Origin of the sequence: Paenibacillus dendrobii, assembly GCF_009807035.1 — a bacterium.
Lineage (GTDB): Bacteria > Bacillota > Bacilli > Paenibacillales > Paenibacillaceae > Paenibacillus_AQ > Paenibacillus_AQ dendrobii.
The window spans coordinates 24235-46456 of record NZ_WUBI01000001.1; the positions used below are offsets into that span (position 1 = coordinate 24235).

At 50.4% G+C, this 22222-nt stretch carries 22 protein-coding genes, 2 pseudogenes and 1 riboswitch; of the genes and pseudogenes, 12 read left to right on the top strand and 12 right to left on the bottom strand.

Going from position 1 to position 22222, the window contains the following annotated elements; genetic code table 11:
• Window positions 1-227: 227 nt before the first annotated feature.
• The 7 genes and pseudogenes from GRF59_RS29560 (at window position 228) to GRF59_RS00115 (ending at window position 5697) form a co-directional block, all read left to right on the top strand.
• A complete protein-coding gene (locus tag GRF59_RS29560) occupies window positions 228-818 on the top strand; it encodes a GNAT family N-acetyltransferase (protein ID WP_237391744.1) in 591 nt (196 codons plus the stop codon).
• Between the two features lie 86 nt (window positions 819-904).
• Window positions 905-986, top strand: a riboswitch (ZMP/ZTP riboswitch).
• A gap of 67 nt (window positions 987-1053) precedes the next feature.
• A pseudogene (locus GRF59_RS29565) lies at window positions 1054-1890 on the top strand (bifunctional 5,10-methylenetetrahydrofolate dehydrogenase/5,10-methenyltetrahydrofolate cyclohydrolase); the annotation flags it as partial.
• A gap of 66 nt (window positions 1891-1956) precedes the next feature.
• Window positions 1957-2550 (top strand): annotated as a pseudogene (locus GRF59_RS29570) (cyclodeaminase/cyclohydrolase family protein); the annotation flags it as partial.
• 5 nt (window positions 2551-2555) lie between these two features.
• A complete protein-coding gene (locus GRF59_RS00100) occupies window positions 2556-3470 on the top strand; it encodes a phosphotransferase family protein (RefSeq protein WP_341479977.1) in 915 nt (304 codons plus the stop codon).
• A gap of 220 nt (window positions 3471-3690) precedes the next feature.
• Window positions 3691-4134 carry an NUDIX domain-containing protein gene (locus GRF59_RS00105; RefSeq protein WP_160495660.1) on the top strand — a complete coding sequence of 148 codons (444 nt, stop codon included), beginning with the start codon at window positions 3691-3693 and terminating at the stop codon, window positions 4132-4134.
• A gap of 17 nt (window positions 4135-4151) precedes the next feature.
• On the top strand, window positions 4152-5018 hold the full coding sequence (locus GRF59_RS00110; RefSeq protein ID WP_160495661.1) for a helix-turn-helix domain-containing protein: 867 nt from the start codon (window positions 4152-4154) through the stop codon (window positions 5016-5018).
• Between the two features lie 169 nt (window positions 5019-5187).
• A complete protein-coding gene (locus GRF59_RS00115; protein WP_160495662.1) occupies window positions 5188-5697 on the top strand; it encodes an ankyrin repeat domain-containing protein in 510 nt (169 codons plus the stop codon).
• A gap of 60 nt (window positions 5698-5757) precedes the next feature.
• Here the strand turns inward: GRF59_RS00115 and mtnB are convergent, their stop codons facing one another.
• The 7 genes from mtnB to GRF59_RS00150 form a co-directional block, all read right to left on the bottom strand.
• The gene (mtnB, locus tag GRF59_RS00120; RefSeq protein ID WP_160495663.1) at window positions 5758-6435 is read right to left on the bottom strand and encodes a methylthioribulose 1-phosphate dehydratase; all 678 of its coding nucleotides are present in this window, start codon (window positions 6433-6435) and stop codon (window positions 5758-5760) included.
• Window positions 6436-6438: 3 nt separating this feature from the next.
• Window positions 6439-7116, bottom strand: coding sequence for a 2-hydroxy-3-keto-5-methylthiopentenyl-1-phosphate phosphatase (locus tag GRF59_RS00125; RefSeq protein ID WP_160495664.1), 678 nt, complete (start codon window positions 7114-7116; stop codon window positions 6439-6441).
• Entirely contained in the window at window positions 7113-8336 is a 1224-nt protein-coding gene (locus GRF59_RS00130; RefSeq protein WP_160495665.1) for a 2,3-diketo-5-methylthiopentyl-1-phosphate enolase, read from the bottom strand. Before GRF59_RS00130 ends, GRF59_RS00125 begins: the two co-directional genes overlap by 4 nt.
• Window positions 8333-9193, bottom strand: coding sequence for a pyrroline-5-carboxylate reductase (gene proC / locus GRF59_RS00135; protein WP_202128455.1), 861 nt, complete (start codon window positions 9191-9193; stop codon window positions 8333-8335). The genes GRF59_RS00130 and proC overlap by 4 nt, the downstream gene beginning before the upstream one ends.
• A 48-nt stretch (window positions 9194-9241) precedes the next feature.
• Complete coding sequence (locus GRF59_RS00140) at window positions 9242-10489, bottom strand: glutamate-5-semialdehyde dehydrogenase (protein ID WP_160495667.1); 1248 nt, start codon at window positions 10487-10489, stop codon at window positions 9242-9244.
• Between the two features lie 37 nt (window positions 10490-10526).
• Window positions 10527-11630 (bottom strand): glutamate 5-kinase, encoded by a 1104-nt coding sequence (gene proB, locus GRF59_RS00145; RefSeq protein ID WP_160495668.1) that lies wholly within the window; start codon window positions 11628-11630, stop codon window positions 10527-10529.
• A gap of 355 nt (window positions 11631-11985) precedes the next feature.
• A complete protein-coding gene (locus GRF59_RS00150) occupies window positions 11986-13194 on the bottom strand; it encodes a pyridoxal phosphate-dependent aminotransferase (RefSeq protein ID WP_160495669.1) in 1209 nt (402 codons plus the stop codon).
• A gap of 195 nt (window positions 13195-13389) precedes the next feature.
• Here GRF59_RS00150 and GRF59_RS00155 point away from each other — a divergent pair, with 195 nt between their 5' ends.
• Window positions 13390-14205, top strand: coding sequence for a carbon-nitrogen family hydrolase (locus GRF59_RS00155; RefSeq protein ID WP_160495670.1), 816 nt, complete (start codon window positions 13390-13392; stop codon window positions 14203-14205).
• A 78-nt stretch (window positions 14206-14283) separates the two neighbouring features.
• Here GRF59_RS00155 and GRF59_RS00160 read toward each other — a convergent pair whose 3' ends face one another.
• Window positions 14284-15198: a LysR family transcriptional regulator gene (locus GRF59_RS00160; protein WP_160495671.1), complete on the bottom strand. Its 915-nt coding sequence runs from the start codon at window positions 15196-15198 to the stop codon at window positions 14284-14286.
• A gap of 184 nt (window positions 15199-15382) precedes the next feature.
• On the opposite strand from GRF59_RS00160, the gene leuC reads away from it, so the two are divergent.
• The 4 genes from leuC (at window position 15383) to GRF59_RS00180 (ending at window position 19837) form a co-directional block, all read left to right on the top strand.
• Window positions 15383-16804 (top strand): 3-isopropylmalate dehydratase large subunit, encoded by a 1422-nt coding sequence (gene leuC / locus GRF59_RS00165; RefSeq protein WP_160495672.1) that lies wholly within the window; start codon window positions 15383-15385, stop codon window positions 16802-16804.
• A gap of 14 nt (window positions 16805-16818) precedes the next feature.
• Window positions 16819-17421: a 3-isopropylmalate dehydratase small subunit gene (leuD, locus tag GRF59_RS00170; RefSeq protein ID WP_160495673.1), complete on the top strand. Its 603-nt coding sequence runs from the start codon at window positions 16819-16821 to the stop codon at window positions 17419-17421.
• A gap of 228 nt (window positions 17422-17649) precedes the next feature.
• Entirely contained in the window at window positions 17650-19161 is a 1512-nt protein-coding gene (locus GRF59_RS00175; protein ID WP_160495674.1) for an N-acetylmuramoyl-L-alanine amidase family protein, read from the top strand.
• Between the two features lie 31 nt (window positions 19162-19192).
• Window positions 19193-19837: a GerMN domain-containing protein gene (locus tag GRF59_RS00180; protein ID WP_160495675.1), complete on the top strand. Its 645-nt coding sequence runs from the start codon at window positions 19193-19195 to the stop codon at window positions 19835-19837.
• A gap of 59 nt (window positions 19838-19896) precedes the next feature.
• Here the strand turns inward: GRF59_RS00180 and GRF59_RS00185 are convergent, their stop codons facing one another.
• From GRF59_RS00185 to GRF59_RS00200, 4 genes are read right to left on the bottom strand one after another with little or no spacing between them, the layout of a single operon-like run.
• On the bottom strand, window positions 19897-20439 hold the full coding sequence (locus tag GRF59_RS00185) for a phage tail protein (RefSeq protein ID WP_160495676.1): 543 nt from the start codon (window positions 20437-20439) through the stop codon (window positions 19897-19899).
• A gap of 17 nt (window positions 20440-20456) precedes the next feature.
• A complete protein-coding gene (locus tag GRF59_RS00190) occupies window positions 20457-20951 on the bottom strand; it encodes a phage tail protein (protein ID WP_160495677.1) in 495 nt (164 codons plus the stop codon).
• A 29-nt stretch (window positions 20952-20980) separates the two neighbouring features.
• Window positions 20981-21481, bottom strand: a complete 501-nt coding sequence (locus GRF59_RS00195; protein ID WP_160495678.1) for a phage tail protein — start codon at window positions 21479-21481, stop codon at window positions 20981-20983.
• A 23-nt stretch (window positions 21482-21504) separates the two neighbouring features.
• Entirely contained in the window at window positions 21505-21984 is a 480-nt protein-coding gene (locus GRF59_RS00200; protein ID WP_160495679.1) for a GNAT family N-acetyltransferase, read from the bottom strand.
• Between the last annotated feature and the right edge of the window lie 238 nt (window positions 21985-22222).

Consider the following 22222-nt stretch of genomic DNA (forward strand, 5'->3'; position numbering starts at 1 on the left):
CATTTCTTTCGGACTACCGTAAGGAAGTGCCAGTGACTGAGGAGGAGCTCGAATGCTTCGAGGCCTTGGCCCTGATCCGGTGGATGCTTCTCAGCCGCATGGGCGGCGTGCCGCAGGAATCGGCTATTCGGATGAAGGTAGCCTTGATGATGGACAAGAATCCTTTCTTGAAAACTCAAGTATTTGCGGTTATAACGAATCATAAAAAGACATGGAGCGGTGATGGCATGAATATGGAAGCGTTGTTTGGACGGTTTCCTGTATTGGAGTCTGCAAGTATTCATCTGAAGCAAGTGGAAGACAAGCATCTCGAAGGGGTTTTTGAAATCTATGATAACGAACGTGTGTTTACATATTGCGGCATGATTCCAAAGCATAACAAGGATACGGTTAAGAACATGATCGGGCATTTCGAGCGCGACTTTTTGAAAAAATCCAGGATCAAGTGGGGCATTTTTGCGGCGCAGGAGCCTGACCGGCTGCTCGGCATCATCGAAGTTTTCGATGTGAACCAGAAGGTGAATTCGCTGACCGTAGGCTATTTTTTGGCGGAACGGCATTTTGGAAAAGGAATAGCGACCGCCGCGCTGCAGCTCCTGACCGGTTTTTTGCTGAAGGAAGCAAACGTGAACCGGATTCAAGCCGAGGTGATGCCGGTAAATGAAGCTTCCAAAAAGGTGCTGCTTAAAAATGGTTTTACGAAAGAAGGACTTCTAAGGCAATCGGCGATATGGTCGGGAAAAGGAATTGTGGATCTCGAAATCTACAGCCTCCTGAAAGGGGACGAAGAAGCCGCAACGCAGCACCTAAGACGATGATTCGTGCTAGACAGAAATCAGGGAGGGAAGACTCTGATTTCTGTCTGTATTCGGCGCGGATTTATGCTACAATAAACGTGACTTGATCGGCCGTGTGTAACTGGCGTAACGTGGGGATACCACGAGGGAGCACATGGATCATAACAGCCGTACGCCTGGGCAAAGTATTTGGTGGCTACCATCCTCCAAATGCTTTTTTGTGTTTTTTAACTACCATCTATCGGAGGCGACTGGAATGAGCATGCTGCTAAAAACCAAAGAACTGGCAAAAGAGGTTTCAGAATCGATCATGAACGAGGCCAACGGGCTGAAGGAAAAAGGAATTCAACCGCGTCTGGCGACCATCTTAGTCCAAGGGGACCCCGCATCGGAGTACTATGCCAAGGCAAAAGAGAAGAAGGCGCATCAATTGGGGATCGCTTTCGACCTGATCACGTTTGGGCCTGAGGTTACGGAACAGCGTCTGCTGGAGGAAATCGAGCGTTTGAATCAGGACTCTGCAGTGCATGGCATCATGTTGGAGTTTCCCGTGCCGAAGCATATCAGCGTGCAAAAATGTTCGGACGCGATCGCGCCCGTCAAAGACGTGGACGGGATTTCGTCGGCGAACAAGCTGGCCTGCATGACGGGAGGAACTGGCATTTATCCGGCAACGCCGCAGGCTTGCATCCGCATTGCGAAGCATTTTGGATTCACGCTCAAAGGCAAGCATGTCGTGCTGGTAGGGCGGGGAGAAACGGTAGGCAGACCGCTGATGCAGCTGCTGCTTCGCGAGAATGCCACCTTAACCGTCTGTCATTCCCACACGCAGAATCTGGCCGCGCATATCGCGAGCGCCGACCTTCTCATGACTGCAGCAGGCCATGCCGGACTGATCACCGCAGACATGCTCCATCCCGATCTAGTGGTTATCGATGCAGGCATTAATGAGACGGAAACCGGCATTACAGGGGACGTAGTTCGTGAAGCGGCAGAAGCCGTTCAAGCGATTACGCCTGTACCAGGAGGCGTAGGTACACTTACGACCGTTTTGCTGTTTGAGAACCTGATGTTGGCCGCGAAGCTGCAGAAGACAACTGATTCGGCTCAAGGAAGAAGCGTGCCGGGGCAAGTATTCGATCATAGAATTCGCGATTTCCTGAAAGATGCCGCTTCCAGCTCCCCAACGCCGGGAGGAGGCAGCATTGCGGCTTTATCGGCCGCGCTTGGCGCATCGATGGGCTCCATGGTGGCGAATATTACGAGCGGTCCGAAGTTTGAACATGTACAGGAGCAGATGGCTGAAATCGTTCAGCTGATGCAGTCGGCAATCGCAGAATCGGAAAGTTTCTTGAGAAAGGATATGGAATCCTTTAGCGGTTATATGGCCGCATTGGGTCTGCCTAAGAGCACGGATGAGGAAAAGCAAGCCCGCTCTACGGCTCTGCAAAAGGCTGCGGTGCAGGCGGCGTCCGTTCCGCTTCACCTTATGAAACGCAGCTATGAGATCATGACAGCTCTTGGCCAGGTTACGGAACAGGTGAATAAAAATGTCATTTCGGACCTTGGGATTGCGCTTATCATGCTCGATGCGGCTGTCCAATCGGCTTGGATTACGGTGGAGATCAATCTGGGCAGCATTAAGGATACGGCCGTCCGCAGCTCTTTCGAAACGACGGGTGAAGAGCTGTCGAGCCGGTCAGCCGCTCTGAAGCTTCAAGTATTGCAACAGATTAAGGAGAAGTTGGTGTAAAAATAGTGACTCAGGATCAATGGGAGCAAATCGCTTGCTTAACCGAACCGGGAGCCAGACTGCTTCGTTCCGTGGAGCTCAAGGGCGGAGTTTCGGCTCAAGTGACGATGCTGGAAATCGAACAAGCGGATGGCAGCATGAAAAAGCTGGTCGTCCGGCAGCACGGCGCCGCGGATCGGACCCGCAATCAGAATATCGCCCGGGACGAATACAAACTGCTGCAGGGTCTGACAGAAGCAGGACTGCCGGTTCCGCAGGCATATGCTTATGGGGATTCCGGCGGAGGTTCTGCTGTGCCTTATATCGTCACCGATTTTGTGGAAGGACAGGTAGAGCTCGCTCCTCGTGATGTGCATGATGCGATGCACCAATTAGCAAATGTTTTAACGGATATTCATCAGGCTGATTGGAAACGGCGTTCACTGGTATTCCTCCCCGAACAAACGGATTGGTGTTCCGCCAAGCTGGAGAATCGCCCTGCGGAGCCGGATGAATCGCTGTGCGAAAGCCGCATCCGCGAGGTTTTGGAATCGGCGTGGCCGCTGCGGCAGGCGAACCGGGATGTGCTGCTGCATGGAGACTTTTGGCCCGGAAATGTTCTATGGAGCCAGGGCAGGATTGCTGCGGTGATCGATTGGGAAGATGCCGCTCTGGGAGATCCGCTTTTTGATCTTGCGAACGCCAGGCTTGAGATATTGTGGGCATACGGCAAGGAAGCGATGGAAGAGTTTACGCAGCACTATATTTCCCGTAATCCGCAAACAGACTTTTCTGGGCTTTCGCATTGGGATCTCTTTGCTGCGCTTAAGCCGGCGTCCGGTTTATCTGACTGGGGTTTGGAACCGGAGACGGAACAGAATATGAGGCAGAGGCATCGCTGGTTTACCGATCAGGCATTTGCGCGGATTGAAGCCCGTTAATAGAGCATCTATAGAGATTTCCGGAAAAAAGTAACCATACTACTAATGCTATGGGAATCTTTGATTTGGCAGCAGCATGATAGTATCTGGAGTCTTGTAATCATCTTTATATCTAGATAACCGGCGATAAGCCGGTTATTTTCTTTTCTGGGAACAGCGATTACAATGAAAACAGGAAAATACAGGTTTATACGGAATTTGCTGTGGGGGGATGATGAGCGTGTTCATAGTTAACGTGGAAGGTGCCGTTATGCAGGGGAATAAATGGCTGGTGATCGAGCGCGGAGCAGAAGAGGAGCATGCGGCAGGAACGTTGTCTTTCGCGGGCGGAACCGTCGAGCAGGAAGGAGCGGCAGAGGAAATCCTGGAACGGACCGTGAGAAGAGAACTGTTGGAGGAAGTTGGTGTTGAGATCCAGGAGAAGATGCATTTTGTGCATAGTTCATCTTTTGTCACTGAAAAAGGACATCATGTGATCAACGTGGTTTTTATTTGTGATTATAAAGAGGGCATCGCTCATCCGAAAAGTCCGGAGGAAGTCGCGGCCGTGTACTGGATGACGGCAGAGGAAATCGTACATCATCCTAAGGCGCCCCCATGGACAATCGAGAGCGTGAAACGGGCGGAGCTGCTGCGCAAGGAGCTTCATGCCGAAGTTGATTAGGGAAGAGGGCTGGAGATATGAGCAGCAAAACAAATCGATCAATCCCCTTGAATCCCGTCCTGCATGAGCAAAGCGCCGAATATTACTGGAAAGGGACGGGGGCATTATCGATCAAAACCTTCCGCGGCGGCAAAGCGCTCTACCAAGCGGGTCACGGGCATTATGCGGTAGAAGATAACCGATATTTGCTTTTGAATCAGGGGCAGGAGTACAGCATCACGATCGAAGCGGATAAGCCCATTGAATCCTTTTGCGTGTTTTTTCCAGAGGGATGGATGCAGGATGTGTGGCGAAACTGGAATGCTCCAGCGGATGAGCTCCTGAATGAGCCCTTTAACCCGGTGAGCAGCGACATTCCTTTTGTAATGAAAACCTATGAGCCTACCGCGGCGCTATCCCGTGTTCTGGAGCAAATGCGCTTGGATTCGTTGCACAAAGTGCATGATGAGGTACGGATGGGAGAACAGCTGCATGCACTGGCATCAGGCTTGCTTCTGGAACATGGGAAGGTATGCCGTGATATGCTTAAACTTCATTCGGTCAAAGCCTCAACCCGTCAAGAGTTGTACCGGCGCGTATATATAGGCTTCGAATATGTGAATGCCTATTTCAACGAACCCATCTCAATCACCGAAGCGGCTGGAGCTGCTTGCCTCTCGACGAACCATTTTCTCCGGTGCTTTAAAGAGCTGTTTGGCGTGAGTCCGCACCAGTTCCTCCAAGAGAAGAGACTGCAAGAAGCCGAAAAACGGCTAAGGATGACGGATATGCCCGTGACGGATATTTGCATGGAGGTCGGGTTTCAGAGCCTTGGTTCTTTCAGCAGCTTGTTTGCTAGAAGGTATGGGACGAGCCCGGCATCATACCGAAGGCATTTTTCATGAATAGGCATTGTTGCAGCATGATTTGGTTGATTTTTTCTATGAATTGCTGTTGTCTTGGAAGTCGGAGCAGAGGCAGGTATTAATAAAAAAGTGATTTTGAAGAAGTTTAAAGTTTTATTACATATTAAGCTTGGTCATATACGATTCACATGGAGAAGGAGGACTTTCATTGGAGAAACATCAGTTAATGGAGGAGTTATTTCAGGCCGCTAAGATGGGAGAGGGATCAAGGCTTCAGGAACTTTTGGAAGGCCGCTCGGAACACGCGAATATGGAGAACGCGGAGGGTTTGACTCTGCTTGGCTATGCCGCTCATTACGGTCAGCCAGAAGCCGTGAAGGTGCTGCTCGATACGGGGGCGGACGTTAATGCCGTTTCGCATTCGAGGGTATCCTATATCCCGTCCAACACGGCGCTTCATGCAGCGATTGCCGGGGAGAGGGAGTTGAGCGCGATCCGCCTGCTGTTGGCACATGGAGCAGGAACAAGCATCATGGACAGCAATGGACATACCTGTTTGCATACCGCAGCTTATCATGATGACAACGTCGAGTTGATTCGGCTGCTGCTGGAGCATGGGGCGGTGGTGAATGCGCAGACGGGTGATGGGGACACGGCGCTAATGATCGCAGAAAACCAGGGGAACTTTAAAGTAGCGGAGCTTCTTAGGACGGCGTGAACCGAAATAATGACAAAAGCCCTACTGCATAAGGTATGCAGCAGGGCTTTTCGCATTCTTTTAGCGGCGGCCGTCGAGGGTTACTTGAGGGACGCTGTTTTTCAGCAGGATGCTGTGGTATAAGTACTCAAAAATAAATTCAAAGGCTTCGAGATGCTTTTTCGCTTCAAACGCGTCTTGGCCCCAAGCGTAAATGCCGTGTCCGCGCAGCAGAATTCCGGGAATACGGGCGTCGAGAACATCGGGAACCAGTTCGGCAATGGACGGGATATGGGCAAAATTCGGCAACACCGGGATAGAGACGGGCGCATTTTCCTCCCAGATGTTAAAGGCTTTGATCAGCTCGATCCCTTGAGCCGGGACGGCGCCTTGCTCCCCAAACCACTCGCTGATGACATTGTTGAAAACGGTATGGACGTGAAAAACGGCCCCGCATCCCGTCAGGCGGTAGATTTCGCAGTGAATGAGCGTCTCCGCGCTTGGCTTCAGGCTCGTCGTTTCCACGGCTTGGCCGTTTTTGTCCACGAACAGAAAGTCTTCGGGCGTGCTTTTCGATTTGTCTTTTCCGCTGGCTGTAATGGCAAAGTGAAATTCTTCAGGGCTGAAATCGCCCACTCGCATAGATAAATTGCCGCTGGTTCCGGGAAACCAATTCTTGGCCGCAAACTGCTGTTTGATTTGCCGGAGCTCGTCCAGCACCTGCTGCTTATGCTCCAAGCTGATGCTTGCAAACGTCATTGATTACAGCACTCCTTGTTGTCGTTTCTGTTTCATATCGTTCATAATATCAAAAAAGTTCTGGAACGGCACATGCTTGACACCGAGCTCGGCGCATTTATCGGTCAAGATGGAGCGGGAGTATACCAAATCGGCAATTTTGGCACCCTCGAAATCGGTCAGGCTGTCGCCGATCAGAATCCGTTCGTACTGTTCTTCAGGGAAGCGGCGCATGACGGTCGTCTTGCACATCCCGCAGCCGTTGCTGCACGGATCTTTACAAGGATGCGGCCAGAGAATCTCGATATGCTCTCCGCTGAAGTCAGCGCTGTTGCAGAAAATATGGTCTGCGGGAATATCGAACGGGGCGAGCAGCGGATCGATAAAAAAGTCCATGCCTCCGCTGGTCACGTAATACTCGATGTTCTCCTGTCTCACATATGCCAGAAACTCCTTGAAGCCTTCCCGGATACCGGCCCTTTTGATCACGAAATCCACGATCTCATCTTTACGGCTGGATGGCAGAAGCGCAAACATATCGCCGACACCTTGGCGCAGGCTGATTTCCTGATCCACGGTCCGTTTCATGATCGGTTCGTAACCTTCGGGCTTAAATTCTTTCATAATCGCTACGATATTGTCCGAGAGCGTAATCGTTCCGTCGAAGTCGCAAAAAATAACGGGCTTCTTGCCTGCTGTCATCGTTCTCCCCCCCAAGCCTCAAGCGCTGCTTGCAGCTCCGGATGTCCGGCGTTGGCGTAATCCGCCAGACGGATGGACTGCTGCGCAGCTTCAATCGCCTGCACGAACGCTTTTCCGCCGGCTTCGGTACCCATTGGATGACCATGGATACCGCCTCCTGCATTGACAACCACGTCTTGTCCAAAGTCACGTAGGATCAGCGGCACAAGGCCCGGATGAATGCCAGCAGATGGAACCGGCATGCTGGTTTGAATAGGCAGAGCACTCGTGATCAGTTCGTCGCGGATGGCCATGTTCTCTTCACGCGGCATCGTCACCGAGCCGTACGGCGACGGGAACAGGACCAGGTCAGCGCCTGCCAGGCGCATCAGCTGCCCGAGCAGGACGGAAGCGGAAATGCCGTAATGCTGCGATGGGTAATAGGCTCCTGCCAGAGCTGGATGGGCGGCAATCGGAACGGTAATCTCCGGATCGGAGCTCAGCTCATGCAGGACATCATAGCCGTAAGACAGAACGTTGAAGAGCAGGGCGTTGGCTCCGGCCTGAATCGCTTTAACGGCCTGCGACTTCAGGCTTGAGGTATGTCCGGTCAGATTAGCGGCGTACAGCAGTTTTTTGCCGGTTTCGCGGCTGGCCGCCTCGGCAGCCTTCATGCACACTTCAACACGCTTTTCGATGGGAGTGAGTTCATTCTCGAACAATATTTCGTCATCCTTGATCAGATCGACCCCACCGAGCGCCTGTTTCGTAAATTGGTCCTTCAGTTCGTCCAGATTGAGGCCGATCACGGATTTGAATATGCTCATCAGCAGCGGCCGGTCATGTACGCCCAGAAGATCGCGGATGCCGGAAATGCCGAACTTGGGTCCCAGGAACGCGGAGAGATAATCGTCCGAGAAACCGAGACGGTTCAGCTTAATGCGGCCATCCATCGAGATTTTGCCGAATACGGTCACGAGGAGCGCCGGAATATCCTTGCTGAAATTGACGTCCGGGTAAGCAATGGTCACATCGGCGTAACGTTCACCCGGCTGAAATCCTTCCGGCTCATGCACGTCTACCTGAAGCACTTGTCCCAGATGTTTTTGCATGGATGCCCGCTTGGCTTGCGGCAGCTCCGTCCAGCTTCCGACGGTCATGCCGACGGCAATCGATTCGGCTTTTTTGCGGAAATCCGCTTTATCGTCATATAAACGGTACGTTGCTGTGCAGCTATTCATGAAATTCCCTCCTTTAGTGCGGCTCCCATTTCTTTGGAGCGTTCCGCGCAGCGAGCCACCGCAGCGATGACCGTTTCGAAGAAATCGCCCTTATCCAGCGTCTCAATCGCTGCTTGGGTAGAGCCGTTAGGGGAGGTGACCTTAGCTCTGAGAGCTGACGGTTCTTCGCCCGTGAGCTGGACCATACGCGCAGCACCTAGAACCGTTTGCACGGTGAGCTCCCGGCATTGCTGCGGAGTCAGGCCTCCACGAATTCCGGCGGCCATCATGGCTTCCATCATGTAATAGATGTAGGCCGGTCCGCTGCCGGAAATGCCCGTGAGTATTTCCAGTTTGTCTTCTTCCACGATCGTGACGGTACCGACGGCACCGAATAGGGTCATGACGGTCTGGCGCTGCCGGTCATTGATTTCCTTGGAATAGGAAATGCCCGTGGCACCCAGTCCGATGGAGCTGGAGGTGTTCGGCATTGTGCGCGCAACCGGCTGCTTGCGACCGAGCAGATCTTGAATGGTACGGATGGTCAGGCCGGCAATGACCGAAACGATCAGGGTATCCTCGGAGAGCAGCGGGCCCAGGCTTCGCAGAACTTCAGCCGCATCTTTCGGTTTGATGGCGAGTACGATCACCGGAGAATTTTGGAGAATTTCAGGCACAGCGGCACTGTCATTGCTCACCTTAACGCTGTATAGCTGCTGAAGCTCATCCAAACGGCGGCTGTTGCTGCGGTTCAGCATCGTAATGTCGGATGCCTGTACGACGGTTTTGGCGATCAGCCCTTTCACGATGGCTTCGGCCATCGATCCGGCGCCGTAGAAGGTAATGGGTTCTGTGATCATCGCTTGTTGTTGACTCATTTTGTTCAATCCTCCCAGCAGGTGCTTCGTATAGACTGACAGCGAAAGCTACCCGCGAATTTGTCCATTGCCATGGATGATGTACTTGGTTGACGTCAATGCAGGAAGTCCCATCGGACCGCGTGCGTGAAGCTTTTGCGTGCTGATTCCGATTTCGGCACCGAAGCCGAATTCGAAGCCGTCAGTGAAGCGGGTGGAAGCGTTATGGTATACGGCTGCGGCGTCGACTTCCTGAAGGAAGCGTTCCGCGTTCGCCTTGATCTCGGTCACGATGCATTCCGAATGCTTCGTGCTGAATCGGGAAATATGATCCAGGGCCTCATCCAGAGTATGGACCAATTTCACGTTTAAAATATAGTCGTTGTATTCCGTGGCAAAATCCTGCTCTTGGGCAGGAACAGCCCAAGGGACGAGCTTAACCGTTTCCGTGCATCCGCGAATTTCCACTCCTGCGCTGCGCAGCTGGCCTGCAAGCTGCTCCAGATGCTGGGCAGCAAAACGGCTGTTGACGAGGAGTGTCTCCATGGAATTGCAAACCGAGGGCCGCTGTACCTTGGCATTGATGGCAATCGCTTCAGCCATTGCGTAATCAGCCGTTTCATCCACATAAGTATGACAGATGCCCGCGCCTGTCTCAATAACGGGAACGGTGGCATTTTCCACGACATTGCGGATCAGGGACTGGCCGCCGCGCGGAATAATCACGTCGAGCAGGCCGTTCAACTTTAGCATTTCATCGACGGAAGATCGATCGGCGCTTTCGATGAGCTGGATCGCATCCGCAGGGAGCGATAGAGATTCCAGTGCGGAGTGGAGAACTTCCACGATTTTGCGGTTCGACGAAAGTGCGGAGGAACCGCCTCTTAGCACGACGGCATTGCCTGCTTTGAGGCATAGTCCGGCTGCATCTACCGTCACATTGGGACGGGCTTCATATATAATGCCGATAACGCCAAGAGGAACGCGGACTTTAGTAATATGCAGCCCATTGGGGCGTTCGATGCGATCAAGCACGTCACCGACAGGATCGGGAAGGGCGATGATTTGCTCTAATCCTTCGGCAATGGCTTCAATGCGCTGCGGATTGAGAGCGAGTCGGTCCAGTAGGGAGGAAGAGGTTCCTTGGGCGCGCCCGCGTTCAAGGTCTTCCTGATTAGCCGTGATAATCTCATCTTGATGATTTCTTAAGCTGTCAGCCATCCGCTGAAGCGCATCGTTCTTTTGGTGTGTATTTAGCCTGTTCAGTACGTTCGAGGCAGACTGTGCTTTTCCGGCTTTCATTTTTACTTCGCTCATATATAAGCCTCCTTTTTATCGTAGGGCTCCAGAATATTTATTTTAAGGTAATCCATTCGTCCCTGTGAATCACTTCGAGACGGTGAACCATATCCAATGTCTGAATCACTTCGGAGCTGCTCATACCCTGAATACGGCGGAGCTGCTCGTCGTCATAGTTGACGATGCCTCGCCCAAGCACCGTTCCTTCCAGGCTAAGCACCTCTACAACGTCTCCAGTTTGAAAATGTCCCTCAACCACCTTGATGCCTACAGGCAACAAGCTATGCCCGCCATTTACCAAAGCTTTTTCCGCTCCAGGATCTACCTTGAGAAAACCCAGAGGCGTCGACATGAATCCGAGCCACTGCTTTTTCATCGACAGAGAGTGGAGGCGGGTATCAAAATAGGTTCCTCTGCCATGGCCCGATACGGCATTCTGCAGGTCTCCGGTCGAATCCACTTTGCCGACAAACACCGGAACGCCGCCCCGCGTGGCAATCTTGGCCGCATCGATTTTGGAACGCATGCCTCCGGTACCTACGGATGAACCTGCGCCTCCGGCGATAGAGTATATTTCTTCGGTGATCTCCTCGACATGCTCGAACCGAACCGCATTCGGATGCTTCCGCGGATCTCCGGTGTAAAGACCGTCCATATCGGTCAAAATGAGAAGTTGCCGCGCCTTAACCAGATTGGCCACCAGTGCGGATAACGTATCGTTGTCACCAAACTTCAGCTCATCGATCGAGACGGTGTCATTTTCATTGATGATCGGAATGGATCCCTGTTTCAGCAGCTCTTCAATGGTCATTCCCGCATTGTTCATCCGTTTGCGGTTTCCGAAATCCGTACGTGTGAGAAGAATTTGTGCGGCAGTAATGCCATGGGAGGCAAATGCCTCCTGATAGGACTGCATGAGCAGCGCTTGACCCACAGCTGCAGCGGCTTGCTTTTCGTGCAGAAGCTTGGGACGGAAGCTGTACCCGATAGCACGGAATCCCGCTGCCACGGCTCCGGACGTTACCAGCAGAACCTCGCAGCCTGCTCGTTTCAAAGCCGCAATCTCGTTAGCATAAAAAGCAACCGCATCTCGGCTGAGTCCGCCTTCGACGGACGTGAGCGAACTGCTTCCGATTTTGACGACGACGCGCGTCGACATATTTCATCACTTCCATTTCATAGTATAGGCTTTCGAAGATGGATTACGATAAAACAAAAAAAGCTTCCATCCTTTATGTGTAAAGGACGAAAGCTTGACTTCCGCGGTACCACCTTTATTGATGATGTGTATCATCCGGCTTGAGGCCTTGTAACAGAAGGCACTGTCCCGCAGGTTCATGCGGGCCGTTCAGGGGTAGGATTCGGAGGGAATCGGGTAAATTCTTTCAGCCGGTGGAATTTACTCTCTTTTTGCGCGATTTGCCGCTCGTACTGGTCCCGTCGTCACGTTTTATAGGTATGAGAAACCCGTTATTCCACATAGAATACCACGGAATTACCGGGTTTGCAAAAAGTTATCTGAAAATTTTCAATTCGCCGATCCGTCTTGCCGCTTCCTGCAGCCTTTCTTCGGAAGTCAGCAGACCGACACGTACATAGCCTTCACCATGTTCGCCAAAACCGTTCCCCGGCGCAACGGCCACTTTGGCTTCCTGCAGCAGCAGGTCGGCGAATGAAACCGAGGTATAACCCTTCGGTACAGGCAGCCAGCTGAAAAAGGATCCACCTGGCTTGTCGGCATTCCATCCGATATCCGCAAGTCCGCTGAAGAAAGCGTTTCTGCGGGATTCATAACGCTTAACAAGCTCTTCTACGCAGGTCTGAGGAGCTGTAAGAGCCTCTGCGGCTGCAGCCTGAATTCCGCCAAACAAGCTGACATAGATATGATCCTGCAGCTGGTTGATCATGGAAATAATCTCACGGTTGCCAAGGGCAAAGCCGACGCGCCATCCAGCCATATTATAGGTTTTGGAAAGGGTGTAGAATTCAACGCCGACTTCCTTGGCTCCTGGAGCCTCCAGAAAGCTTACGGGACGCTGACCATCGAAGCCGATAGCGCCGTATGCGAAGTCACTGGCAACGACAATGCCGTTTTCCGCAGCGAATTTGACGGTGTCCTCATAGAAAGACAGCGGAGCTGTGGCGGATGTCGGATTATTCGGGTAATTCAGGAACATCAGCTTCGCCCGTTCGCGTTCCGACTCGGAAATGGTAGAGAAGTCGGGCAGGAACGCATTTTCCTTACGAAGAGGCATAAAGGACATTTTCGCCTTGGCGAGCGCAACGCCCGACCAATAATCGGGATAGCCTGGATCAGGGACCAGGCAGAGGTCTCCGGGGTTGAGCAGAATCTGTGGAATCTGCACAAGTCCGGTTTTGCCGCCGAATAATATGGCTACTTCGGTCTCAGGATCCAGTACGACGCCGTAATCTTCCAAGTAACGCTTCGCGATGGCTTCCTTCAGAAAGCTGAAGCCTGTAAAAGGCGAATATTTATGATAGAGCGGATTGGCCGCCGCCTCCTGCAAGGCTTTTACAATATGCTGCGGGGTGGGGGTGTCTGGATTCCCTTGTCCCAAATTAATCACATCATGGCCTGCGGAAATCTCGCGGTTTACCTTTTGCACGAGTGTGGCAAAAAACTGCGTCGGCAGCTGCGTCATGACTTCGGCAGGTTCAATATGAAAAGCGGATTGATACAGCGGATGTTCGGTCTGCTTCATTATATTCATCACTCCGGTTCTTGCTTCAAAATAGAATAGATTTAATCTATCATGATTTATCAGGGCTGTATAGAGGGGATAAAGGAGATAGAGAACTCTTGCCCGATCCTCTTCCTGCATTTATGATGGAGTACAAAAAGATGGTCCAAAGAGGTCCATGAATGAGATTGTGATGATGGCTAGGAGGAATAAAACATGGGATATAAGGAAGAGAACAAGCTGGCTGTCGCCCTGATTCAGGCAGATATCGAAATCGGCAGCCCGATAGCGAATAAAAAACATCTTGAGGAATTAATGGAAAAGGCGGTTCTGAGAGATTCGAAGCCGGATCTTCTGGTACTGCCTGAAATGTGGAATACCGGTTATGCGCTCGAGCAAATTCAGGATATTGCTGATCCCGAAGGTCGGGATTCCAAGGCTTGGTTGTCTGCTTTTGCCCAAAAGCACGGGGTAATGATCGTTGGAGGATCGGTTGCTGTTCAGCAGAACGGGCAAATTTATAATACGATGTACGCCTTCGATCAGAACGGTCAGCAGATCGGGGAATACTCCAAACTGCATCTGTTTCGGCTCATGGATGAGGAAAAGCATCTGACGGCAGGAACCGAGTTGGTCTCGTTTGATCTTGGTGGTTTTCAGGCGGGAGCTTCGATATGCTATGATATCCGTTTCCCTGAGTTAGCCCGCAGTTTGGCGCTTGGGGGTGCCAAGATGCTGATCGTTCCCGCTGAATGGCCGCATCCCCGTCTTCATCACTGGCGCACGCTCTTGATGGCACGGGCGATCGAAAATCAAATGTACGTGATTGCCTGTAACCGTGTCGGCAGCAGTCGGGGCACGGACTTTTTCGGCCATTCTTTGATCATCGACCCATGGGGAGAAATTATTGCTGAAGGCAGCGAATCGGAGGAAATCGTAACAGGACTCATTTCGCCGGGGCTGGTTGATGAGGTTAGAGGGCGAATACCGGTATTTGCGGACCGCCGTCCGGAGCTATACAGGGATAAATAAAAAAGGAGAGGGCTGCTGCAGCCCTTTCCTTTTTTTATATCGCTGTAACTTCATTGCTTCAAACAGCTAGTCTATCATTCATTTTACCAAATCCTGCATGGTCTCTTTAAAGGTATCAATAAAAGCTTCGGCGGCTTTGGACAAATAGCGTCCGCGCCGATAGGCGATCACGAGTGTTCGGCTTGGCACCGGCTCGGAGAGAGGGAGGTAAATGGGTACAAACTCGCTTCGTGAAGAGCGTGAAATGAACCTTGGCACCAGTGTGATGCCCATTCCTGTGGCTACCAGCGACTGGATGGTCTCCATATTGTTGCTCTCGAATACTACATTCGGTTCGAAACCAGCCTTTTGGCATAAATCGAACGTAATTTTCCGGAACCCTTGACCTTTTTTCAGGACAATAAAGGATTCGCCGCTCAGTTCTTCAATGCGTACAGGCACATGTTTGCCGTCTTTGGTTCTTTCGGTAAGAGGATGGCCGGCAGGTACCGCGAGATCTATCTTTTCTTCCCCAATGATTTCATAGGTTAAGGAAGGCTCCTGCAGCGGCAGGGAGAGCAGGCTCAAATCCGTTTTCCCGCCGGCAGTCAGTTTTTCAAGATTCATGGACGAATCCTCGAGCAGGGCAATTTCAATCTCGGGGTATTTTCGTTTAAAAGAAGGAAGGACATGTGGGAGCAGGTGTGCGCCGGTTATCGGCATGCTCCCAACCATGACTTTGCCGCCCCTCAGCTGGGAAATATCCGACATCTCCTGACGCAGCAGTTCCACGGCATCCATGATCTTTTGCGCCTGATCCATAAACAGCGCGCCTGCATGCGTCAGTTCTACGGTGCTCGTATTCCGCTGAAAAAGAAGCACGCCGATCTCCTTCTCAAGCTTGGACAGCTGCTGACTCAGGGAAGGCTGCGCGATATGCAGTTTCTCGGCCGCCCTGGAGAAATTTCGCTCTGACGCGATCTGCAGAGCATATTGAAGTTGTCTTAGTTCCATTGTCATCGGTCCTATCGTTTTTTTATTGTCGTGTTCCGGTTGAACGCTCATAGTTATTTCCTATTACTTTTATAGATATTATATCTTGGAACAATGAAGAGCGAAATGCTATATTTATTTCATTCAAGAGACGCCGATTCTTCGGTACTCTTCCAAGGACGAAAACCCATAATGAGGTGAAAAGATGAGTAAAAGAACAATGTTTGAGAAAATCTGGGATAATCACGTTATTCATCAGGAAGCAGGCAAGCCGAGTATCCTCTACATCGATTTGCATCTCGTTCATGAAGTAACATCCCCGCAGGCGTTCGAAGGACTTCGCCTCAGCGGCCGCAAGGTTCGCCGTCCGGAGCTGACTTTTGCTACCATGGACCATAATGTACCAACCAAAGATCGATTCAACATTAAAGACCCTATCTCCAAACAGCAGATCGATACACTTACCCAAAACTGCCGTGATTTCGGCGTTACGCTGTTTGACCTGGATACCATTGACCAAGGCGTCGTGCACGTTATGGGACCGGAGCTGGGCCTTACGCACCCGGGTAAAACGATCGTTTGTGGTGACAGCCATACCTCGACGCATGGCGCTTTCGGCGCTCTGGCGTTTGGTATCGGAACGAGTGAGGTTGAGCACGTGCTTGCAACTCAATGCTTGCAGCAGGCCAAAGCCAAGACGATGGAAGTGCGTTTCGTAGGCAAACGCAAAGCCGGCATCACGGCAAAAGATATGATTCTCGGCGTCATTGCCAAATACGGTACGGATTTTGCAACAGGCTATGTCATTGAATACACGGGCGAAGCGATTCGTGAGCTGACCATGGAAGAACGCATGACCGTATGCAACATGTCCATCGAAGGCGGAGCTCGTGCGGGTATGATCGCTCCTGACGAGATTACTTTCGAATACCTCCGCGGACGCCAGCATGTACCTGCCGGCAGCGACTATGACGCCCGGGTGGAAGAATGGAAGCAGCTTGTAACCGACGAAGGCGCCTCTTACGATTTGGTACTCGAGTTTGATATGGAATCCCTGATCCCTCAAGTCACTTGGGGCACTAGCCCGGGCATGGGTACAGATATTACAGCCAAGGTGCCAGTTCCTGCCGAGCTGCCAACTGAAAATGAACGCAAGGCTGCTGAGAAAGCCATCGAATATATGGGTCTGGTACCAGGCACGCCAATGCACGAGATTGCCATTGATTACGTATTTATTGGCTCTTGCACCAACGGACGGATTGAAGATCTGCGTGCCGCAGCGCAAGTAGCCAAAGGCTATAAGGTATCCGATAAGGTTACAGCGATTGTTGTTCCCGGCTCCGGACGCGTGAAGCTTCAGGCTGAGGCCGAAGGACTCGACAAAATTTTTATTGAAGCGGGATTTGAATGGCGCGATGCCGGCTGCAGTATGTGCCTGGCGATGAACCCGGATGTTCTTCAACCTGGACAACGCTGCGCTTCGACTTCCAACCGTAACTTTGAAGGACGTCAAGGACGCGGTGGACGCACGCATCTGGTATCGCCTGCTATGGCTGCAGCTGCAGCGATCAAAGGCCGCTTTACGGATGTGCGCGACTGGAATTTTAAATCTGAAGTGGTAAGTTAAGGAGGAGAACAGACATGGAAGCTTTTACTAAATTAACAGGCCTTGTTGCACCGGTAGACCGGGTAAACGTGGATACGGATGCCATTATCCCTAAACAATTCTTGAAACGGATCGAGCGCACAGGCTTCGGACAATTTCTGTTCTTCGAATGGAGATTTGATGAACAGGGGAACAACATCGCTGACTTCTCCTTGAACCAGCCTCGTTATAAAGGTGCTTCAGTTCTGATCTCCAGAGCGAACTTCGGTTGCGGATCTTCCCGTGAACACGCACCTTGGGCTATTATGGACTATGGCTTTAAATGCGTCATTGCTCCATCTTTTGCGGATATTTTCTATAATAACTGCTTTAAGAACGGCATTCTGCCGATTAAGCTTTCCGAAGAGCAGGTTGAGGATCTATTCCAACGCACTGCGGCTCATGAAGGCTATCAGCTGAATGTGGATCTGGAGAACAAAACGATTACTGACAACGAAGGACTTCACATCGATTTTGACCTGGATGAACACCGTCGCCAATTCCTTCTGCAAGGCTTGGACGATATCGGTCTGACGCTTCAGCATGAGGATGAGATTTCGGCATACGAGGAGAAGCATTCTTCCCATCTTTTTGCATAAATGATGTAATGAATTAAAAAGACTTCCGATTTCCAGATGGGAAATCGGAAGTCTTTTTTTACTTTGGAGAAGAAAATGGAAAAAGGCAAAAATGTGCAATGCTCGAGCAGGAAAACCGACTCCTGATGGCGAATATTGCCTATATTCCGATGATAATGATTTTTTTTAGATATATTTGTTTTTCATGCCCGGAAATCGGCAAAAAATTTAGTTTGGCAGAGGTGGACAATGAAGAGAACCGGATTTTTATTATTTTTGTTGATGTTTATCGTGATGATGGTGTCCGTGCAGGATCGGGCAGCTGCGGCAGCAGCACCAGGAGGAAATGTTCAGATTGTGCTGGACGGCAACGAGCTGAAGGTATCGAAGGATGCCAAGATTACCAATGTGAATGGAAGTGTCATGGTTCCTTTTCGCGTCATTGGTGAGAACCTCGGTTTCGAGGTGAAATGGGAGCAAAAGACCAAAAAGGTTCTGATTAACAAGGACAGCAAAACCATTGAGCTGGTGGTTAATCAGAAGAATGCAACGGTGAACGGGAAAAAGGTGAGTCTGGACAACCCTCCGATGCTGCAAAATAACATTGTGGTAGTCCCTGTTCGTTTTGTGAGTGAACAAATGGGGATTCAGGTTAGCTGGGATGGCGCCAACCAAACGGTATATCTGACATCCTCTGTTGCAGAAACACCAAAAACGGAAGACGGAACAGGCGCGGGCAATGGCGAAGTTCCTATACCTGATCCTTTTCCTGGAACCTCCACTTCCGAGCCGGGAGAGGTGTCTGACCCTTCGACCACGATTCCTCCCGTATCCGGAAATGCAATGATCAATGGACTCAGCTTCAGCGAAAACCGCCTGATGATTGCTTCCCAAGGGGGGACGCTTACCCCTAAAGTATTTAAAATGTCCGGTCCGGATCGCATTGTAGTAGATTTGCCCAACGCCGGATTTTCTGCCGATTTCCTTGGCGGCGCGGCGATTGGAACAGGCAATCAGGGTCAGCTGGATGTCAGCGGATATCCGGATGTGAAGAGCATTAGGTACTCTCTGTTCAGCAACAGTCCTTCAACGGTAAGAGTCGTAATCGATCTGAATTATACCAAGGATTATTCGGTTTATAATGATGAATCGGGTTCTGGACTTGTTATTGTGGATCTGAATAAAACGGATAGCACGCCAACCAATCCGATTGGCAATAACGGCAAGAAAGTGGTTGTCATTGACGCAGGTCATGGTGATCAGGATCCGGGAACATTGGGTTACACGAAGAAAAAAGAAAAAGATTTCAATCTGGCTGTTGCGCAAAAGGTTGGACAGCTGCTGGCAAATGAGCCGAACATAGATTTTGTATTAACGCGAAGCGATGACACGTTCCTCAAGCTGGAAGAGAGAGCTCGAATCGCAAACGATCTGAATGCAGACGTTTTTGTATCCATTCATGCGAATAGTGCAGGATCAACTGCCGCCAGCGGCAGCGAAACGTATTATCAACGGGATGCCAGCAAGGCGTTGGCTAGTGTAATGCATAAATATTTGGTGAAGGCAACGGGGCTGCCGGATCGAGGCGTCAGATATGGTAATTACCATGTTATCCGTGAAACGAAAATGCCAGCCGTTCTACTCGAAGTTGGTTACATGAGCAATCCGAAGGACGAGGCGGCATTATTCAGTGAAAGTCTTCAGAATTCGGTTGCCCAAGGCATCGTTAATGGCATTAAAGAATATCTCGGAATTCAATAAAGTTTATTCGTCCAAAGAGGGAGGCGGTAGAGTGAATCGAAAATGGTTAGGTACTGCGCTTTTGGCTCTGTTGATGGTTGTGGCCTCGGGCTGCGGACAAAAACCGGCGGCAGCGCCGGCAGCGCAGGAAATGGTACAAAATGAAGATAATTCAGGTACGGTCAACGCGGCACAGCCGGATGACACCGTGAATTCGGATACGCCAAAGGACAGCCAGACGGACAAGGCCAGCAACCAGGCGGATAAACCTGCCAAACCGGATGAGAAGCCCGAAAAAGCCCAGGAACAAACGCAGAAAATCGAAGTCTATTACACGGATCCGGAACAAATGGTTCTGAAGAAAAGCGAGAAGGAAATCAAATTTACTTCAGTTATCGACAAATACAAGGAAGCCTTTAAAGCATTGCAGGAAAGCGGAAGCAGTGACCTGGTGCCCCTGTGGGGCAAGATCGAGCTGAAGTCGCTTGAAGTCAAGGACGGCGCGATGACGATAGACATTCATATGCCGGACGAGGCGCGCCTTGGAGCAGGGGGAGAGCAGTATGCACTCGATGCATTGACTCAGACGATGTTCCAGTTCGAGGAAGTTCAAACGGTCGAGCTTCTGGTTGATGGGCAGCAGGAAGAAAGCTTGATGGGGCATGTCGATTTAGAGCATCCGTTTACAAGAAGATAACAAAGTGAAAAGCCTGTCCATTCATTGAGAATGGACAGGCTTTTTTTAATGTTATCGAACTATCCTCTGGGAGGATATTCGCCTTCTAAACAGATGATGAAGTTCTGTGCAATGAAAGGCTGCATATTGTTATGCGGCTGCGAACCGCCCGCAACGGATAAGGCTAACGGAGACATTTGTACAGTAGGTGTCGCGTCATACAGCTTCGTTTGGGTTTGATGAGGCGGGATACCTTGCTTCTGAGATTGGGACCAAAGATTACCGACTGGACTTTTTGAATTTCCTACAGCATCGACGGCTTGCGGTATATGATTATGATTCGGAATTTGTTGTGTCGTGAGCGTTTCCGTAGTAGCCCCTATTTGTTGTCCAACAGTTCTAGGTGTTAATCCTGGGCCTGCACCCTGATGCATAGGGGCGCTGCCCATTAGGTTTGGGAGAGCGAAGTTGGTTCTTCCATCCCCGCCATATTGAGCACCAAGAATAGAGAATAAAACGGTGTTTTGACTCACATTCAGTAACTGTCCGTTACAAAGTGCCCAGCCCCTCGGGGCAAAATTACCGGCAAAAATTCGAATTTCTCCTACATAGGCATCTGCCATTGAAGACCCTCCTTGATTTAACTGCGTGAAGGGAAGATTCCCTGCACAGCAATCGCATAATTGGCTACCAAATACGGCTGCATATTGGAATGCGCCTGACTTTGTCCGGCCGTGGAAACGGCACTTGCATTCATCGCCGTTAGGCTCGCTGCCGGTGCATATCCGTTAGGAGCCCCTCCCCAGGTGTTATTCAGAGGGGGAACAGCATCTGAACTCGAAGCAGCAGATACTTGGTGCGTATGCTGCGGCATTTCGTTAATGGTTAAGGTGTGGATTTCTTCACCGGCTGCCATACCTAGAGGGAAATTTGCTCCTACATGAATTGGAACGCGTCCGCGATAGTCCGGAAGAGCGAACGTCGTACGTCCGTCCCCTCCGTAGACAGCTCCCAGTAAAGAATAGAGCGCCGTATTTTGACTGATTTGCAAAATTTGGCCTTCACAGAACATCCAGCCTCGCGGAGCGTAATTATTGGCGAATAATCGAATTTCTCCTAAAAATGGTTCTGACATATGGACTCCTCCCAATCATTGTTTTGAAATTATGGTTGTGGCGGGAAATAACCTTGAACAGAAATGATGAAAGAAATGGTGGTTGAAGGCATCATGTTATCATGTGGCTGGTTTCCTCCAACAGAAGAAATAGCGGCGGAATTCATGTTAACCGTCGTAGTTGAGTCGCTGTATGTTGAAAAAGACCGAGAAGCCCAGACATTATTAGTTGGAGAAGTTTCTGTCCCTATTGGATCGGTAGCCAATGGAATATGTGTATGCGCAGGTAGTTGATTCGAAACAAGGGTTACCGTTTCGGTGCCCGCTTTAGCACCTCGTACGTATCCGGTTTTAGGGTGTACCGGGATTCTACCTTGCAAATCTGGTAGACCAAATGTTGTACGACCGTCTCCGCCATATGTGGTACCCAGCAGGACATATAACGCTTCGTTATCTGATATATTTAGCAATTGACCGTTGCAGAGCGCCCATCCAATAGGGGCATAGTTTCCTGCAAACATCCTGATTTCGCCTAAATAGGCTTCACTCATAAGAGTCACCTCGATAAGGAATATTATTGGTTCATGTTACAAGAGTTGTTACTTTCCATGAACATGTACATTTCGTTCTCGCCGATCGAGAAGAATCCAAGGCGTATGTAGAGGTTCAAGGCAGGATTCGTCTTAAGCACACTAAGACGGAGGGGAAGCTGTGATACGGAAGCCTCGGTTTGGAGCTCTTGAATCAAAGCCTTTCCAATACCGAGATTTTGGTAGTCTGGGTGAATTGAAATATCTATCAGACGCAGTTCGTTTAAATCTTTTTGTACAATAATTCGTCCGGCGGGCTGTCCATGATGCCAAATGATAGATTCATTTCCCAGTGGAAACTGCATTGCATAGGAGTGTTTCTGAGCAGACCATTGCATTTGAAGAAAGTTTTGCCGCATGGCCGGGTCCCAGTTCGTAAGTCCCAACTCATTGCTTCGGAGCAGGGCGAAGAGCTCAAACAAAAAAACTTCATCTTCGTCCCGTGCGGGTTTTGTCTGTAGCATATCAGCCTCCTTGATAAAATTTCATCAACATTCGAGAAAATCTATCATTTTTTGACAAAATTATAGCACGAAAGATTCATTTTTACATCCTGAAAATACCAATTTTTTTGAAAAAGTATATAAAAATATTTACCGTAATATATGGAATGCTCTATGATATGAATTAAGACCTAATAACCATAAAATTACAGAGGGAGGTGATTATCTTTATCCCAAAAACACGAAAAAAATAACATTA

Bases quoted from the DNA above. Each gene is read 5' to 3' on its own strand.
- GRF59_RS29560 (WP_237391744.1), top strand. From the start codon at position 228: ATGAATATGGAAGCGTTGTTTGGACGGTTTCCTGTATTGGAGTCTGCA.
- GRF59_RS00110 (WP_160495661.1), top strand. From the start codon at position 4,152: ATGAGCAGCAAAACAAATCGATCAATCCCCTTGAATCCCGTCCTGCAT.
- mtnB (WP_160495663.1), bottom strand. From the start codon at position 6,435: ATGACGTTTGCAAGCATCAGCTTGGAGCATAAGCAGCAGGTGCTGGAC.
- GRF59_RS00125 (WP_160495664.1), bottom strand. From the start codon at position 7,116: ATGACAGCAGGCAAGAAGCCCGTTATTTTTTGCGACTTCGACGGAACG.
- GRF59_RS00130 (WP_160495665.1), bottom strand. From the start codon at position 8,336: ATGAATAGCTGCACAGCAACGTACCGTTTATATGACGATAAAGCGGAT.
- proC (WP_202128455.1), bottom strand. From the start codon at position 9,193: ATGAGTCAACAACAAGCGATGATCACAGAACCCATTACCTTCTACGGC.
- GRF59_RS00140 (WP_160495667.1), bottom strand. From the start codon at position 10,489: ATGAGCGAAGTAAAAATGAAAGCCGGAAAAGCACAGTCTGCCTCGAAC.
- proB (WP_160495668.1), bottom strand. From the start codon at position 11,630: ATGTCGACGCGCGTCGTCGTCAAAATCGGAAGCAGTTCGCTCACGTCC.
- GRF59_RS00150 (WP_160495669.1), bottom strand. From the start codon at position 13,194: ATGAAGCAGACCGAACATCCGCTGTATCAATCCGCTTTTCATATTGAA.
- GRF59_RS00155 (WP_160495670.1), top strand. From the start codon at position 13,390: ATGGGATATAAGGAAGAGAACAAGCTGGCTGTCGCCCTGATTCAGGCA.
- GRF59_RS00160 (WP_160495671.1), bottom strand. From the start codon at position 15,198: ATGGAACTAAGACAACTTCAATATGCTCTGCAGATCGCGTCAGAGCGA.
- leuC (WP_160495672.1), top strand. From the start codon at position 15,383: ATGAGTAAAAGAACAATGTTTGAGAAAATCTGGGATAATCACGTTATT.
- leuD (WP_160495673.1), top strand. From the start codon at position 16,819: ATGGAAGCTTTTACTAAATTAACAGGCCTTGTTGCACCGGTAGACCGG.
- GRF59_RS00175 (WP_160495674.1), top strand. From the start codon at position 17,650: ATGAAGAGAACCGGATTTTTATTATTTTTGTTGATGTTTATCGTGATG.
- GRF59_RS00185 (WP_160495676.1), bottom strand. From the start codon at position 20,439: ATGGCAGATGCCTATGTAGGAGAAATTCGAATTTTTGCCGGTAATTTT.
- GRF59_RS00190 (WP_160495677.1), bottom strand. From the start codon at position 20,951: ATGTCAGAACCATTTTTAGGAGAAATTCGATTATTCGCCAATAATTAC.
- GRF59_RS00195 (WP_160495678.1), bottom strand. From the start codon at position 21,481: ATGAGTGAAGCCTATTTAGGCGAAATCAGGATGTTTGCAGGAAACTAT.
- GRF59_RS00200 (WP_160495679.1), bottom strand. From the start codon at position 21,984: ATGCTACAGACAAAACCCGCACGGGACGAAGATGAAGTTTTTTTGTTT.